Consider the following 16554-nt stretch of genomic DNA (forward strand, 5'->3'; position numbering starts at 1 on the left):
TGGATTTTCTTGCATAAACTCGAAATAGACTAACCAAAGCAACCTAAAGATAAAGGAGTGAAAACCTCTCTTGTCTCAAAAAACAATTTATGCTAAAGATTAATATTCGCCTGGATGCGATATAAGTTACATAAAAATCAGGAGCATAAAAATAATGAAGTTGAATATTACCGACACCCCCGCCCCTCAGGATGAGGAATTTGTCATTCAAAGTTTATTGCAACACAATAAACAATTTCAGGAAGGTGATATTCACCCGCTCTTTCTAACTTTCACCAATGACAATAATGAAATTATTGCAGGACTGGTTGCGAGCACCTGGTGGGGAGCGCTGGAAATTAAATTTCTGTGGGTCGGCGAACCGTATCGGCATGCCGGTTTAGGCCGCCAAATGATGCAGCAGGCTGAGGCGGAAGCGCAAAAACGCGGCTGCCATATGGCGTATGTCGACACCTTCAGTTTTCAGGCCAAGGGATTTTACGAGAAACTTGGTTATCAGGAGTACGGCCACCTCGCCGGTTACGCTCACCGTTTTACGCGCCATTATCTCCGTAAGGAGTTCCAGTAAGTTATCTAACCGTCTTGAAAGGAGGCCAGGATGCCACAGGACACCGAGGACATCAGCCGTTATATCGGCGGTCTGATTACCGTGATGGAAGCATTGCACGAACCCTGGGGTATCAAGGATCTGGCATCGCGGCATATTTATATGAACAAAGCCGCCCTAACGTATACCAATACGCCCGCCCATTTTGAGTTCGAGGGGAAACTGGACGCCGAATTCCCCGCCGAATGGGCGGAGATGTCGGAAGACTTCATCGAGCACGACAGACGAACGGAGCACAGCAAGAAAAGCGTCGCCGTCATTGAAACACACTATTGGAACGGCGAACCTTTTCTCTCGCCGTTCGTCAGTGAAAAAATCCCTATCTTCGATGTCAGGAAACGCTGTATCGGCACTATGTGGAACGCCAAACCGCTGACGACGCTCTCCCCGCTGGTTTATATCGATAAGAAAGCGCCCTCTACGCTGATTACCCGCGTCGAAAACAGTTTATTTACGCCCTCGGAGCTGGAAATGATTTTTCTGATTTTGCAGGGCTTTTCGGGCAAGGAGATCGCCCAAAAAACCAACCTTGCCTATAAAACCGTCGAAAACAGAATATATAGCATTTACCAAAAAGCCGACGTGCATTCACTGCATCAATTTAAAGCGTTTTGTTATCACACCGGGCTGGATAAATACATACCGCCCACCCTGCTGGTGAAAGGCATTCAATATATTTAGCGCGGTGACCACGCCGGGCGAATTTACCGATCCATCCCGAGAGATTCCCGATTGTCTCGGGGCGCAAGGTGACCTCGCGTCCGCCCGACGACCGGGAATCGCGTTGGCTGTCAGCTGGCATTAAAACCGGCCGCGCCTGCAGGAATAGGCGATTAACCACAAGGACTCTGGAAAACATGGAAAAATTAGACGATTACCCGGTTAGCCGGGTTCCCCTCTCCGCGAGGCTGCCTTTTTTCAATATCGCGCTGGTGCACATCGGCATGCTGACCGCCCTGGATCAGTTCATGCTCGGTGCCGTGCTGGGGCATTCGATGACGCTTAGTCAGGCATTCGCCGCCATCGCCATCGGCAGCCTTATTTTCGGCATCGTGACCGTCGGTCTGGGCTATGCGGGCATGATGGAGGGACTGTCCGGCAGCCTGCTGGCGCGGTGGTGCGGCTTCGGCCGACTGGGCGCCGTGCTGATGGGCGTGGTGATCGCCATCAGCCTGCTCGGCTGGTTCGGCGTACAGAACGCGGTGTTTGCGCGAGCGCTCAACTACGCGCTTAACGACAAGTTGGGCTTCGCCGGCTCCGCCACGCTGTCGGGCGTGGCGCTGACCCTGCTGGTCGCCTCCGGTTTCAGAGCCTTGCGCTATACCGCCCGTATCGCCGTCCCGCTGTTCATCGGTATCGTCGCCTACATTTCGACGCAAACGCTGGCGGGGCACTCGTTCTACGCTCTGATCAACTCGATCCCGTCCGAGTCCGTCTCCATCAGCGCCGGGGCCACCATGGTCGTCGGCGGATGCATCGTCGCCAGCCTGATTACGCCGGATATGACCCGCTATTCGCAGAAAGGCCGCCACGTATTCTGGATGACACTGATGTCGATTATCGTCGGCGAATTCATCGTAAACGGTCTCGCTATCCTGATCGCGAGAGCGCTGAACACGGCGGATGTCGTCACCATTATGTCGCAGATGGCCGGGGGCATCGGGCTGATCGCCGTCGTATTCTCCACGTTGAGAATCAACGATATCAATCTCTACTCCTCCTCGCTGGGATTAGCTAACGCGATTGAAGGCATTACCGGTAAAAAGCTCAGCTACATGTCGATCACGCTGGTCATTGGTCTGATCGGCACGCTGCTGTCGGTGCTCGGTATTCTGGACCGGTTTGTCGATTTCCTGACGCTGTTGGGCGTGGTATTTCCGCCGATTATCGGGGTTATGTTGGTGGACTATTACCTGCTGCGCAGTCATAGAACGCTGCTGGACGCCAGCCGCAAGACGGGTCAGTTGCCGGATGCGGCCAACACCCCCGCGATCGGTTGGGCGGCCATTCTCGCCAGTATTGTCGGCAGCGTCGTGGGCCTGAACGTTGAGTGGGGCGTTCCCGCGTTTACTTCACTCGTCGTCGCCAGCGTGCTGTATATCGCGCTGAAAAAGACGACGCGTCTGCCTTAAGCGCGATAGCCTGCCTATTCTGCCGATGGTGACAATAACGTCATGCCATCGGCAGAATAACAATTTAATTATCATGAGATAAAAAGCATTTTATTTTATAGGCAGACATTGACTTCTGGCTTATTTAATAAAATCTCATCTCATTATCTTAGCGACAAATAATTTTCATTTTTTTGTCATGTCGCACCCCTATATTCGCAGCACTTTTAGCACAAACGGCGATTATTAATGTTATTACGTCAATTTTTATTCATCCTTTTATCCGTTTTGTCTTTTCAATCTCAGGCGGTTTCTCTTTTCTGGAAACATGAATTCAGCGATGTCTCCCATACCCACAGCGATAAATTCGGTATTGAACACCGCTTCAGTCAGGGACTGGGGCTGTCCGCAGAGTGGGAAACCTATTCACGCGAGTCATCGGATGGCTCGGCAGGCAAGGCTTTCAACCACTTACGAAAAGATAAAACGGAGTTAGGCGTCGATGATGCGTTGGCGGTTTCCCCTTCCCTGACATTGACGCCCGGCATAACCACCAGCATTTACGATGAAAAGCAGACCTGGAAACCGTCTTTGAGCGCGGAATGGTTTATGGTTGATAATATTGCCCTTGCGACGCGTTATCGCTACGAAATAACCGATTACGACGATAAACCGACCAAACATACACACCGTATTGATGCCGGAGCAAAATATAAAGTCAGCCGCGCGACGCTATCTTATAAATACTCTCGTTATTTTAGCGACCAGCCTATTTTCGCTAAACGTGATACCGACTATGAACATCAGGTCGAAATGAAAATCAAATTCCTGACCCACTGGCAATATGTCCTTGAGGTCACCAACGAATCCGTTTCCAAAAGCAGCGATAAACGGCAAACGACTTACGCTACCGGATTTAAATACACGTTTTAATCATGAGGTTCGCTATCCGCTATGAACATGTTCAAACTGGGCGCCGCCACGCTGGCGCTGGTCACCACGTTCCCTTTGATGGCCGCGCCCGAGGCGCCATTCACGCTGGAAAATGTCGTTACCCTGAGCCGCCACGGTGTCCGTCCGCAGACGGACACCGACGCCTTGAACAAAGCGACCGGTAAAACGTGGCCCGCATGGACGGTACAAGACGGTTACCTCTCTGGTCACGGTTACGCCGGGATTATCCATCAGGGCGCCTATCAAATCGCCCGCTGGCGAGCGGCAGGTCTGCCCATCGGCGCGGGCTGTCCGCCGCCGGAACAGGTGTTTGTCTGGTCCAGCCCGTTGCAAAGAACCCGCGCCACGGCGCAAGCGCTCCTTGACGGGATGTTTCCGGGCTGCGGACTCGCGGCGGGCAGCACGCGTGAAAAGCGCGATCCGCTGTTTCAAAGCGTGGATATGGGCCTGAGCCAGCCGGACAAAGAGACGGTCAAACAGCAGGTCACGGCACGGACGGGCAGCGCAGAGGACCTGAATAAACGCTATCAGCCCGCCATCACGCTGCTGCGCGAGGCGGTCTGCGCCGATACGCCGTCGTCCTGCGAGTTCCTGAATGCGCCGTGGAAGCTGGTGGAAAAAAAGCACGGCGTATCGCTCAAAGGCCCGCTGTCGCCGGGGGCGACGATAGGCGAAACCATCCGCCTACAGTACAGCGAGGGACTGCCGCTGTCTCAGGTGGCTTTCGGCCATGCCCGTAATGCGCGCGAGGTGTCGGCGCTGATGGCGCTGCACGCGGCTAAATACGATTTGGTCAGCGATACCCCGGAGCTGGCGCGACACGGCGGTACGCTGCTGATGTCTCAGCTGGTCGCGGCGCTCACGGCCGGCACCACGGCGTCCGCCCTGGAAAACCGCAGATTCCAGGCACCGCTGGTGATGTTCGTCGGCCATGACACCAATATCGCGCAAATCCAGACCATGCTACAGATGAACTGGACGTTGGGAGAATATCCGCGTAACGATATCCCGCCGGGAGCCAGTCTGGCATTCGAACGCTATCGCGATACCCGCAGCGGCGAGCGCTACGTGCGCCTGACGTTTAGCGCCATGTCGCTGGACCAGTGGCGCAATCTCAGCCCGCTGACGTCAGAGGCGCCGCCGCTGATCGAGGAGTATCACGACAGCCACTGCCAACAAACGGCCGTCGGCTGGCTCTGCCCGCTGGACGACATCGTTCAGAAGATGACGCGCTCTGAGGTCCCAGGCGTGACGTCCCCACAGCCTTTGTTCCACTAGCTCTCGCGCTCCCTCGGGCGTGTTCTGCGCCCGGGGGGAGATTCATCCCGGCTGTCGCTAATACGGCAACACGGGGAAAGACACGGCGACCTCGCTATTCGTCGCGCGGTGCGAGCTTGCGACGCAGCTTCGCCAGCTGGGTTCGAATGCGGTTACGTTTCAAAGCGGACAGGTTATCGATCAACGACAATCCATCGAGATGATCGATTTCATGCTGTAAACACACGGCCAGCGCTCCACCCGCTTCCAACGACTGTTGATTGCCGTCCCGATCGGTATACGCCACGCGCACGCGCTTGGCCCGCTCCGCAGGCAAGGGATGCTGCGGGATGGAGGAACATAGTTCGAGATGCGAGGTTGTTTCTTCAGATCGTTCCACCACCTCCGGGTTAATCAGCGCCAAACGCTGGCGCGTACCCTGTTCGTCGTCCATATCAATCACCACGATGCGCTGCGGGATCCCCAACTGGATCGCCGCCAGACCCGAATCATTCATACTCTCGATAAGGGCGAACATCCGTTCCACCAGCGCGTTGACGGAGTCATCAATCACCTCGACGTGCCGGGACACCGTTTTCATGCGCGGATCGTCAATCCACACCAGTTCATTTGCAGACATGGTTCTCTCCGTGGTTTGCCGCCTCATCCTGTAAGTGAAGCAGCTGGCGACGCAGTCCTGCGTCGTGAGCGTAAATATAGAGTCCATCAATCGCGCGGGTCATCAGCACGTTAATGGCATTGAGCATGATACGGACTTTCACCGCCTCGGCGTCGTCAAGACGCCCGGTCCCTTGAAACGCCGCGCCGTCCTCATAACGGGACGGGTCGATGAGGATTTCACCGCGCTCGGCGTCCCACGATACCGACGGCCCCAGAATCAACCCGACGTAGTTGAGGTCAAAGCCCTGCACCGTGTATACCGAGCCCACTTCGTCGATAGTGTCTTCCCGCTCCGCCCACGGCAGGCGCTCGTTCGGCTTCGAGCGATCCCAGCGCAGCCGGAAGTCGCCCGCTTCAATAAAGTGATCCTGTCCGTCCAGCCGATAGGGGTAATCATAGGTCGACAGCATCCGCGACAGTCCGCTGTCGGCGTTGCGCCGCCGGATCGCCGTATACATGGCCTGCGCATCGTCGAAGATCTTCAGCTCAAACATCGGCTCGCCGGGTGCCGCGACCGGCAAGGGCAACAGTTGTCGCCGACAGAAGTGGTCAATCCAGCATTGCACCGACGTAGCGGCCTTCATCCTGAACTGATGCCGCAACAGATGGACTTCGTGCGGCCCGCGGGCGATCAATCGCTCAAGATCGCCTTTTCGCCACAGGCTTTTGGATTTCAGCACCTGCTGCTCATCGAAAATCAGCACCACACAGCGGGCGAGGCGCAAAATCTCTTCCAGATGATTGTCCTGAAAAAAATGGTTGTAGCGATCGCTACGGGTCAGCAGCAAGTGGGCTTCGTCCACCAGCACGATATCCACCTTGGCTTCACGTTTGCGCATGCGGTTAATGAACGTCGTCGGGCGTTCATAGTCTTTTTTACGGAGTGCGGCCTGCAAGTCCGACGCGTTTTTATAGGCTTTAAGCATTTCAGGATGGTTGACGAGCAACACGTTTTCGCTGCCGTACAGCGGATGATCCGGCCGCTGACGCGCGTCACGCTGTAAATCGGCGAACAACGCATGCAGGAACACGCTTTTGCCGGTGCCCGCCGCCCCTTGGATAACGAAACACGCCTGAGCGGCGTGACGATGTTGGCACAGAAAGGCTTCCACTCGCTGTTTGAGCGCTAGCTGTTCGTCCGACAGCGTTTTTTCTGGCGAGAGTTTGAAGCTCGCCTGGTTCATCTGAGACATGGCATTGGATTATCTGAGAGTGAGTCGGCTCTTCCGCCGCGCGAAAAGCGGCGAAGGAGCGCCCGTCGCCGACGTTGCCTCGCTTCCTAAAAAAACAACGTTCTGCCGCCGTCGACGCCCAATGAAAACACGCGGCCGCTGGGGTGACAACCTTGAATACGCCCCCGCCCCGTTCTCATTCCAGGCCTTTCATCGGGGTTTGCGCTTAACAGCCGTTGTTAAGCGCATCGCCCATCGCGTTCGCTGGCAAGGTGGAGGAGAACATCAGAAGGGCAAACAGGAACAGGAGCAGTCCCGAAGCCGACAGCAGCCAAGGACGCAGCGTGCCGAACACAGGGTGGCGCGTACGCTGCAACACAGACGATGCCCGGTCGCGCGAATGGATTACCCACGTTGCCAGCGCGCAGATCGCCAACGCCGTTCCCAGCGCCATCGCCATGACGGCGGCAATGCCCCAGTTGAAGCAGCCGACCGCGTTGGCGAACGCCAGGATCATTATCGCGCCGGTGCATGGCCGAATGCCGATAGCGGCAATCATCGCCAACGCGGACGACAGATCGCGTGGCACGGCCGCCGGGTTGAGGGCGTGATGTCCGCAGCAGGCCGCCGGCGCAATAGCCGTTTTCGCAAGAGATCGAGCCAATACCGCCGACGCACCGGCGACCACCGGCGTACAACGGCGGATGGCCGGACGGGTTTGCCCCGCGCGTGCGGCTCTGACAATCAACACGACGGCGAACGCCCCGATGTAGAGCGCGCTGATTTTTTCCATATACCAGCGACTTAGGCTCAAATCGCCTATTGAGACGTTCAGGAACACCACCAGCAGAGAGACGAACAGAATTGCCGCAAGACCCTGCGTCATCGCGCCCAGAAAGGCGAGGATTCTGGCGGAAGAGGCCGTCTCATGGGAGACGCTGAGGTAGGTCGTGATGATGAATTTGCCGTGTCCGGGGCCGATGGCGTGCAATACGCCGTAGATGAAGCTGGCGGCCAGCAGCCATGCCCCATAGCCCAGATGCGTGTGTCCAAGTTGAAGTTGGAGCAGGTATCCCACCAGATAGCGGTGGAGATCGATCTGTATTGCCAACATCACGGAGAGGAAATCGGGCCAATAGCGTACGACAGCCCCGATCAAAGCGATAAAAAGAAGTGCGGCAATACCGCATATAACCCGTTGTTTTCCTGACATCCTTATCAGCCTTCGCGTACATGTGTTCAGACTGGATGATAGGCCGATCGCCGCGAGAAATCACGCCGCAGACAGCCAAACGGCCGACGAGCAAGTCGGCGGACGGGCGATCTACGGCCGTTGCCCCGTCAGATCAGTGCGCATCGACGTGATTGCCGGGAATGTTGAGGTGGGAAACGTCAAAGCATGACGAGATAGCGCCCCCGACGAGGATAGCGCTTTATCGCCGAGGATAATTTTACTTATGGCACTCAATAGTTTTATCTTCAATGACCTGTTTCAACGTACCGTCGTCGCCCTTGGTCCACCATTCGAAGACGTTGCCGACATAGCGGGAACCGCTGGCCGCAGGCACGTTAACCATCAACATTTTTCCTTTATCCGGAATGTTGACCAGCGCGGCATAGTTTGGCTCATTGTTGTAGTACATCACCCCCAGCTTTGAGCCATCATCACAGACATACATTTGCTTCGACACTTCCATCTTTTCATTGCCGGGCACCATAAACTCAGCGGGATCGTTAGAATGACAGGCAGTTAACGCCATACCGACGACCAGTGCGAAAATCAGTGATTTTTTCATCGTAAATTCCTTAGGAAGCCTGCAAAAAATATAGCCACTCCCAGGAAACATGCACAAAAAAGGCCGGATGACGAGAGAACCTGACGGACATTCGTCATCCGACCGGAGCTACCGCACACCAACGTGCGCGGCGAAGGCATTAGAAGCTGAAGATGGACGCGCCCTGTTCGGCGCTGGATACCATCTGGCGGAACACTGAGAACAGCTCACGGCCGGACCCCAGGTGCTCAGGCGCCAGTTCCGGATGCATTTCCGGGCGCGCGGACAGATCGGTCTGAACGTCGATACGACCGGCCTGCGCATCCACACGAATGACGTCGCCGTCGTGGATCCGACACAGCGGACCTCCGCGTTGCGCTTCCGGCGAAAGGTGGATCACCGCAGGCACTTTGCCGGATGCGCCGGACAGACGTCCGTCCGTCACCAGCGCGACCCGCAGTCCGGATTTCATTAAGTTGCCCATTATCGGCATCAACTTATGCAGCTCCGGCATGCCGTTGGCGGCAGGGCCGTTATGGCGCACGACAATCACCACGTCTCGCGTAAACTCGCCGGCATGGTAAGCCGTCTCCACGTCGTGCTGAGATTCAAAGACGCGAGCCGGAGCTTCGATGAAGCGGTATTCCGGCGCGACGGCGCTGACTTTGATGACGCCGCGTCCCAGATTGCCGTCCAGCACTTTCAAGCCGCCCTGTTCACTGAACTGAGTGCCGGGCAAAGCGATGACGTTCGGGTTGGAGGAGTCGGCCGCAGGCTCGAAAACCAATACGCCATTTTGCAGTCGCGGCGTGAGGAGATAGTCTTCCATGCCGCCGTAAACCGGCGTGGCGTTCATATTCAGCAGACCGCGCTCCGCCAGCGCCTTCATCAGCGTCGGCACACCGCCCGCCCGCTGGAATTCATTGATGTCGGCTGGACCGTTCGGGTACATTTTCGCCAACAACGGCACCACCTGAGATAGCTCTTCGATGTCGTCCCAAGTCAGGACGTATCCCGCCGCCGCCGCGACCGCCACCAGATGGATAGAGTGATTGGTACTCCCGCCGGAGGCCAGCAGAGCGACCAGACCGTTAACAATGGATTTTTCATCCACCACGCGCGACAGCGGTCGGTATTGGGTACCGTTGTCGGCCAGAGTGGCGATATGCGCAGTAATTTTTTCGGTCAGAGCCGACCGCAGCGGATCGTTCGGTGCGACGAAAGAAGAACCGGGCAGCATCAGCCCCATCGCTTCAAAGACCAGCTGATTGGTGTTGGCCGTGCCGTAGAAGGTGCAGGTGCCCGGTGAGTGATACGCTTCGCACTCCATGTCCTGCAACGCCGCCTTGCCCACCTCACCCGCCGCATACTGCTGGCGCACTCTTACTTTCTCATCGTTGCTGATGCCGGCCGACATCGGGCCGGACGGCACGAAAGCGGAAGGCAGGTGGCCGAACGACAGCGCGCCGATCAGCTGTCCGGGCGCGATTTTGTCGCATATGCCCAGCAGCAGTGTCGCATCAAAGGTGTTGTGGCTCAGCGACACCGCCGTCGCCTGAGCGATCAGATCGCGCGAGAACAGGGACAGATCCATCCCATCTTGACCCTGGGTCACGCCATCGCACATCGCCGGAACACCGCCGGCAATCTGCGCGCTATGGCCCGATTCGGCCAGCGTTTTTTTAATCGTGTCGGGATAGGTGCCGTAAGGCTGATGGGCGCTCAACATGTCGTTGTAGGCGGTGATAATACCGACATTCACACGGGTAAAATCCAGAATCGTGCCTTTCTGACTGGATGAACAGGCGGCTACCGTATGCGCCAGATTGCCGCAGGACAGGTGACTGCGTGTTTTGCCTTGCGCCGCCTGGGCTTCCGTTTTAGCCAGATAGCGGCTACGAGAGGCTTGACTACGCTCCCGTATACGACGTGTGACTTGCTCAATGACTTTGTTGTTATTCATTCACTTCTCCGTTTAAGCACGGCACGCTCTCCCACGTACCGCCATGACGCAGCGTTTCACCACGTCATCAAAACTGCCATCAATACTGACCGTGACGACATCGGGTTCGTCGTTTGCCGGTACTTCTAATGTGTCGAACTGACTCTTTAGGAGTGCCGCAGGCATAAAGTGGCCTGCGCGCGCCATCATGCGAGCCAGAACCAATTCGAAAGAGCCGGAAAGATGGATAAAGGTGACATGCTCGTTGCCCGAGCGAATTTGATCACGATATTGCTTTTTCAGGGCTGAACAGACGATAACGCCGGTCTCATTCTTTCGTTCAAGGCTGAATGCCGCATCGCGGATGCGCTCCAGCCACGGTGCCCGGTCATCATCATTTAGCGGGTCCCCCCCCGCCATTTTCAGGATATTGTTGCGCGGGTGCAAATCGTCACCGTCGATAAACTTGGCGCCGATAGCCCTCGCCAACGCCTCGCCGACTGATGATTTACCCGTGCTGGACACGCCCATCAGAATAAAGCTTTGACCCGCCATACTTCTCTCTCCACCCATGGAATAAAAACGGTCATGTCAATAATCGTAGCACCGTTACCGGTAACATGTTACCGGTAACAATATAGAGTTGTGACAAAACACTCAAAATGATTTGGAGAGGAGCCGCGCGCCACAGAGGCGGTTCGCCGTAGCCAACGCGCTTGATTCTGTGGGTAATCGCTAGCATGACGGGCAACGCATAGCGCCGGGTGTTAGTGGTCTTTGTCCCGACGCGACAGTCGGTCCAAATACCCCATCACGAATGCGGACAACACAAAAGTCAGATGGATAATCACGTACCACATCAACTTGTTATCGGCGACATTGCGGGCATCCATAAATATGCGCAGTAAATGGATGGAGGAGATGGCGACGATAGAAGCCGCCACTTTGTTTTTCAACGAACCGGAGTCCATCTTGCCCAGCCAGCTCAGTTTCTCTTTGCCCTCGTCAATATCGAGAGCCGAGACGAAGTTTTCGTAGCCTGAAAACATCACCATGACCAGCAAGCCTCCCACCAAGGTCATATCCACGAGCGACAGCAGCGTCAGGACCAGTTCAGATTCCGCCACGGAAAAAATGTTGGGCAGAACATGCCAGATCTCCTGAAAAAACTTAATGGTCAGCGCGAGCATCCCCAGCGATAAACCAAGATAAACCGGAGCTAACAGCCACCGGGCGGCATACATCGTATTCTCAAGAAAACGTTCCATAGTACTCATCTGTCGCAGGTAGAAAGAAAGCATAATAGCGAAAATTCGCGTTTCGGTGTGACTTCCTTGTGAACGAATTGGCGCTGACAAGGCGCCTCATGAATCATTCTAGAGCGCGGTGCCGCCGGTATCCACTTCGGACATAAGCCGAACCAAGGATGACGGGGAAAGGTTGATATAAGGCGAGAATAGCAATGAGAGCCAAGCCATTATATTACCGCGCTGCCTGCTTCAAGACTGCGCGCCATATAATTTGCATTGCTAATAATTTCCGCCCAATAGATTTCGAATGAAATTTTCTTCATTTATTCTCACCTAAGTTCCCTGGTGTTGGAATTAGTATGACTCTGGTTCTAATCAAAAAATCACGGTAATAACTTTCTAATCAATCATTACCGTCAAAAGAGGCAACAACAGCATGCACCGTGTATATCCATCAGCGCTTTTCAGAACAGTAACGCAGCCAAAATCGTTTAGTCAACAGATAAGTTGACGCAAATAAAACTATAGTGTTCACTTATCGATAGGAGAATAATAATGACAAAGATAGTGAATGGGTGATGATTTTCGCAGGATGGTTTAACCGCCGAATTCGACAAGAAATTACGCCCCTCTGGATGCGGACAAACGTTGTTTTAGCGTAAGATAAACGGGTAAGAGGCGTTATTGCGTAAAGGATGTCTATGAAAACAACGAATGCTCAACGTAAAACAAACATCATCAAGAATATTGAATATTTGATGCGAACGCGCGGGGAAACGAAAGCGTCATTTTCAAACCGCACCGGTGTGACCCGCACGACTATCTACAAAATTCTTGATGGCCGCGTGAATAACGTACAGCAATCAACCGTGAATCGTATTTCCGATTTTTTCGGCCTGTCGTGTGAGGAAATAGAAGATTACGATCTGGAAAAGATCGAGCAGATTAATAATACCCTTTCCTATGAAGGTAATAAAAATCCGGCCGCGATCCCCATTATTCCTCAATCTGATTTATTAGCATCACAAGATAAGAAAATAGGTCAACTAGTCATTCAATATCCGCTCACCTATTTTTTCGGCGAAGAATCGAATATTTTAGCGATGAGAGTTGAATCGACTATTAGTGACCAATTTTCACCGAACGATGTCATTATTATTAAACGTCCGCCAGCCCTGGTAGTTGATACCCCTTTACTATGCTATTCGCAGGCTGAAGGTTTTATTATTCAGCCATCAGAAGGCAGCATCTCATTTGAAAGGAAAAGATCCAGCAATGTAGTACTGCTGGGCTATATCATAGAGGAAAGACTGTAAATGGAATCCAACAGAAAGTTCAAACTACTGGGCTTTAATCATAGCGGCGAATTATCAGCCAATATTATGGTACTGGCCACAGGAAAAACCATCAGTATGGATTTGAAAGAGCTAGTGGATAACGAAATCTCCGATGATTTCAGCCGCCATGAGCTCAATGCCTTATATAAAAAGCTCTACAACAGCAAAGACATCACTACCGTCTACGATATCAGCGACCGCAACGATCGTTCCTGGCACGCCTATCTTCTCATCAGCATTGCGCTGAGCGTTATTTACATTTTTTCGACCATTGCCGGGGTGAAGCCGGTATTCGTGCCCGCGCTGAACATGGTGGTGCCGCCCGCTGTTTTCGTCTACCCCATTACGTTTATTCTGGTGGATATCCTCAACGAATTTTATGGACTGAAGTTGGCGAGGCGAACGATCTTCATCACCTTTTTTGCCAATCTCGCCTTCGTCCTTGGCCTCTGGGTCACAAGCCTGATCCCAGGGCTGCCACAGTGGGAGTATGACCGTACCTATAACGGTATCGTGCACAGCATCATGGCGGTGCTGGTGGCGTCTTCGCTTGCCTATCTGGTTTCTGAAAACGTCAACGCTTATGTTCTATATAAAATTAAAATCATGACAAAGTCGCGTTATCTGTTCATTCGCGTCATCACCAGCACGATCACCGCATCAGCGGTAGACAGCGTTATTTTCTGTACCGTAGCGTTCTATAATGTGCTGAGTTTTGACGTCATTAAAACCATGATTCTGTCTCAATTCATGATCAAAGTCGTTTATGCTGTGCTGGGCGTCGGCCCGATTTACGGCACGCGAAAACTGTTCAGAAGATATATCAACGCCGCTCCGGCAAGGAAATGATCTTATGCATATCACGGAAAACGATAAAATCACACATCTTGGCGTTCGCTCCAACTATCCCGATCAATACGATCCGGAACTGCTGGAAGCGCTGCCTCGCGCCAATGGGCGCGAGCTGGTCGGCCTGACTGACGCCGATCTGCCTTTCACGGGCTATGACCTGTGGACGGCTTTTGAGTTGTCCTGGCTCAACAAGAAAGGCAAGCCAATGGTGGGGATTGCCGAATTTCAGGTTCCAGCCTCTTCAGTCAACCTGATCGAATCCAAGTCATTCAAGCTTTACCTCAACAGCTTTAACCAAACACGCATGCGCGATATTGAAACCCTGCTGTCCACGCTGGTCACCGACCTCTCGGCCGCCGCGCAAGGCCAGGTTAAAGTCAATATTTATCCCGGTCTGAGCGGCTATCCAGCGCAGATTGACGGCCTGCCAGGCACCGTTATCGATGACCTGGATATCGAAGTGAACGACTACTCGTTTAACCCGGAATATCTGAAATACGCCGTTTCCGAAAATGCACCGATAATTAGCGAGACGCTCAGCTCCAACCTGCTGAAATCCAACTGTCTGGTGACCTACCAACCAGACTGGGGCAGCGTGGTGATTAACTATGAAGGCAAAAAAATAGACCCGGAATGCCTGCTGCGCTATTTGATTTCGTTTCGCCAGCACAATGAGTTCCATGAGCAATGCGTCGAGCGCATCTTCAACGACATTCAACGCTACTGCCAGCCGCAGAAGCTGACGGTTTTCGCGCGTTATACGCGGCGTGGCGGTTTGGATATCAACCCATTCCGCAGTAACTTTGAAGACAGTCACGCAGTCGGCCGACTGGTTCGTCAGTAAGGCTTCACGCCGCCTGTTCTGACTGAAATGGCGGCGTAATCTTCCCCCTTCGTCTCTCCTCGGTTGCGCTTTTTTTTGCCTATTGGTTATCCTTTGATATACAAAAACCATTTCACGATGCGGGTAAAACGGCCATACTGATTATTCCCAGTCTAAGCCACTTCATGTCCTGACCTTATGGAAAAATGGAAACTTAACCTCTTCTCCGCTTGGGTAGGGTGCTTTTTTACCGGCATGGCCATGAGCCAGATCCTGCCTTTCTTGCCGCTGTATATCGAGCAACTCGGCGTTCGCGATCACGCGTCTCTCAACCTATGGTCCGGGCTGATTTTCAGTTCTTCGTTCATGATTTCAGCCATCGTCGCGCCTCTTTGGGGCAGCCTGGCCGACCGTAAAGGGCGCAGGCTGATGCTGCTGCGCGCCGCGCTTGGGATGTCGATCGTCATGGGGTTACAAGGAATGGCGACCAGCGTCTGGCATCTTTTCCTACTTCGCGCCTTGATGGGACTGACTTCCGGCTATATTCCCAACGCCATGGCGTTGATCGCCTCTCAGGTACCCCGCGCCCGTAGCGGTTGGGCATTGGGCACACTTTCCACCGGTCAAGTCTCCGGCGTGCTGATAGGCCCGATGCTGGGGGGGTTCATGGCGGACCACCTGGGTCTGCGAACGGTCTTTTTCGTGACGTCCGGCCTGCTGTTTATCTCCTTCCTGATTACGCTATTCGCGATTAAAGAGAATTTCGTTAAAGTCAGCAAAGCCGACCGGCTGTCCGGTAAGGCCGTCTTCGCGTCCCTGCCTTATCCGATGCTGATCGTCAGCCTCTGCATCACCACCATGATGATACAGATGGCCAACGGGTCCATTGGCCCGATACTGACACTGTTCATCCGCGAGCTTTCCCCCGACATCGAGAATATCGCTTTCATCAGCGGGGTCATTGCCGCGGTTCCCGGCGTGTCGGCGCTAATGTCCGCCCCCCGACTGGGCAAACTCGGCGACCGTATTGGCTCACAACGCATTCTCATCGTCGCGCTACTGTTCAGCGCACTGCTGTTTTTCCTGATGTCGACCATTCAAAGTGCGACCCAATTGGGGATACTGCGCTTTATCCTGGGTTTTGCCGACGGCGCATTATTGCCCGCCGTGCAGGCGCTTTTGGTGAAATACAGCAGTCAGCAGGTGACCGGACGCATCTTCGGGTATAACCAGTCCTGCATGTATCTGGGGAATGTCGTCGGTCCCCTGCTCGGCTCCGGTATTTCTGCCACGTTGGGGTACCGCTGGGTCTTTTTGGTGACATCGCTGCTCATCATCATCAACGCGGTTCAATTGATCTGCAGCTTTAAGCGCCTGCCCAAAAACGCGACGTCTTAACGGCCGACAGAATGAACGCACACCTGTGCGTTCATTCTGTTTTTTAACGCGATCCGTCACAAGCCTTCTGATCTATAGAGTCATTAGCTATAACCATGCCAATCATATGGTTTATTGTATTACTGAGCAGTAGGATCGTTCGCGTTGTAGGTCGTCAAAGCGATGGAGGCAAAAAATGTACACAGCGTATGATCGATATAGAAACCCGCTCAGCATCGGTTGTCGAGTCATGCAGGATGGCTCCCGCGCCGTAGGTACCGTCGCCGCTATCCATGTGGAAAACCTCAAACGTGAAGAGGTACGTAAGGCTAAATGCGTTGAACTGAAAGGCCTGAACGGCTTCTTTGCACCGGAAGAACTCATGCGCCTGGGGCAAGCCTAATCTCTCCGCATCG

17 protein-coding genes are annotated in these 16554 nt (G+C 54.0%); 10 read left to right on the forward strand and 7 right to left on the reverse strand.

Going from position 1 to position 16554, the window contains the following annotated elements:
* Positions 1-154: 154 nt before the first annotated feature.
* The 5 genes from BLU64_RS10770 (at position 155) to BLU64_RS10790 (ending at position 4950) form a co-directional block, all read left to right on the forward strand.
* Positions 155-568 carry a GNAT family N-acetyltransferase gene (locus BLU64_RS10770; RefSeq protein ID WP_026742222.1) on the forward strand — a complete coding sequence of 138 codons (414 nt, stop codon included), beginning with the start codon at positions 155-157 and terminating at the stop codon, positions 566-568.
* A gap of 30 nt (positions 569-598) precedes the next feature.
* Entirely contained in the window at positions 599-1288 is a 690-nt protein-coding gene (locus BLU64_RS10775) for a helix-turn-helix transcriptional regulator (RefSeq protein WP_074728692.1), read from the forward strand.
* A 176-nt stretch (positions 1289-1464) separates the two neighbouring features.
* Entirely contained in the window at positions 1465-2739 is a 1275-nt protein-coding gene (locus BLU64_RS10780; RefSeq protein WP_026742220.1) for a cytosine permease, read from the forward strand.
* A gap of 228 nt (positions 2740-2967) precedes the next feature.
* Positions 2968-3651, forward strand: a complete 684-nt coding sequence (locus tag BLU64_RS10785) for an oligogalacturonate-specific porin KdgM family protein (protein WP_074728694.1) — start codon at positions 2968-2970, stop codon at positions 3649-3651.
* 21 nt (positions 3652-3672) lie between these two features.
* Positions 3673-4950: a histidine-type phosphatase gene (locus tag BLU64_RS10790; RefSeq protein WP_074728696.1), complete on the forward strand. Its 1278-nt coding sequence runs from the start codon at positions 3673-3675 to the stop codon at positions 4948-4950.
* A gap of 94 nt (positions 4951-5044) precedes the next feature.
* Here the strand turns inward: BLU64_RS10790 and def are convergent, their stop codons facing one another.
* The 7 genes from def to BLU64_RS10825 form a co-directional block, all read right to left on the reverse strand.
* Complete coding sequence (gene def / locus BLU64_RS10795) at positions 5045-5569, reverse strand: peptide deformylase (RefSeq protein ID WP_026742218.1); 525 nt, start codon at positions 5567-5569, stop codon at positions 5045-5047.
* On the reverse strand, positions 5556-6803 hold the full coding sequence (locus BLU64_RS10800; protein WP_074728698.1) for a DUF2075 domain-containing protein: 1248 nt from the start codon (positions 6801-6803) through the stop codon (positions 5556-5558). Before BLU64_RS10800 ends, def begins: the two co-directional genes overlap by 14 nt.
* Positions 6804-7008: 205 nt before the next feature.
* Positions 7009-7995 (reverse strand): nickel/cobalt transporter, encoded by a 987-nt coding sequence (locus BLU64_RS10805; protein WP_026742217.1) that lies wholly within the window; start codon positions 7993-7995, stop codon positions 7009-7011.
* 238 nt (positions 7996-8233) lie between these two features.
* Complete coding sequence (locus BLU64_RS10810; protein WP_074728699.1) at positions 8234-8578, reverse strand: MliC family protein; 345 nt, start codon at positions 8576-8578, stop codon at positions 8234-8236.
* A gap of 139 nt (positions 8579-8717) precedes the next feature.
* Entirely contained in the window at positions 8718-10520 is a 1803-nt protein-coding gene (edd, locus tag BLU64_RS10815; protein ID WP_026742216.1) for a phosphogluconate dehydratase, read from the reverse strand.
* Between the two features lie 12 nt (positions 10521-10532).
* Positions 10533-11054 (reverse strand): gluconokinase, encoded by a 522-nt coding sequence (locus BLU64_RS10820; RefSeq protein ID WP_026742215.1) that lies wholly within the window; start codon positions 11052-11054, stop codon positions 10533-10535.
* Between the two features lie 212 nt (positions 11055-11266).
* Positions 11267-11767, reverse strand: a complete 501-nt coding sequence (locus BLU64_RS10825; protein ID WP_026742214.1) for a TIGR00645 family protein — start codon at positions 11765-11767, stop codon at positions 11267-11269.
* Between the two features lie 683 nt (positions 11768-12450).
* On the opposite strand from BLU64_RS10825, the gene BLU64_RS10830 reads away from it, so the two are divergent.
* The 5 genes from BLU64_RS10830 to ydfZ all read left to right on the forward strand — a co-directional run bounded on the left by BLU64_RS10830 (position 12451) and on the right by ydfZ (position 16541).
* Positions 12451-13065 carry a helix-turn-helix domain-containing protein gene (locus BLU64_RS10830; RefSeq protein ID WP_026742213.1) on the forward strand — a complete coding sequence of 205 codons (615 nt, stop codon included), beginning with the start codon at positions 12451-12453 and terminating at the stop codon, positions 13063-13065.
* Positions 13066-13935 carry a queuosine precursor transporter gene (locus BLU64_RS10835; RefSeq protein ID WP_026742212.1) on the forward strand — a complete coding sequence of 290 codons (870 nt, stop codon included), beginning with the start codon at positions 13066-13068 and terminating at the stop codon, positions 13933-13935. It abuts the gene before it with no gap.
* A gap of 4 nt (positions 13936-13939) precedes the next feature.
* A complete protein-coding gene (gene queF, locus BLU64_RS10840) occupies positions 13940-14782 on the forward strand; it encodes an NADPH-dependent 7-cyano-7-deazaguanine reductase QueF (protein ID WP_074728701.1) in 843 nt (280 codons plus the stop codon).
* Between the two features lie 177 nt (positions 14783-14959).
* Complete coding sequence (locus BLU64_RS10845) at positions 14960-16159, forward strand: multidrug efflux MFS transporter (RefSeq protein WP_026742210.1); 1200 nt, start codon at positions 14960-14962, stop codon at positions 16157-16159.
* A 175-nt stretch (positions 16160-16334) separates the two neighbouring features.
* Positions 16335-16541 (forward strand): putative selenium delivery protein YdfZ, encoded by a 207-nt coding sequence (ydfZ, locus tag BLU64_RS10850; RefSeq protein ID WP_026742209.1) that lies wholly within the window; start codon positions 16335-16337, stop codon positions 16539-16541.
* Positions 16542-16554: the final 13 nt, after the last annotated feature.

The sequence above is a fragment of the Lonsdalea quercina genome (assembly GCF_900107885.1).
GTDB lineage: Bacteria > Pseudomonadota > Gammaproteobacteria > Enterobacterales > Enterobacteriaceae > Lonsdalea > Lonsdalea quercina.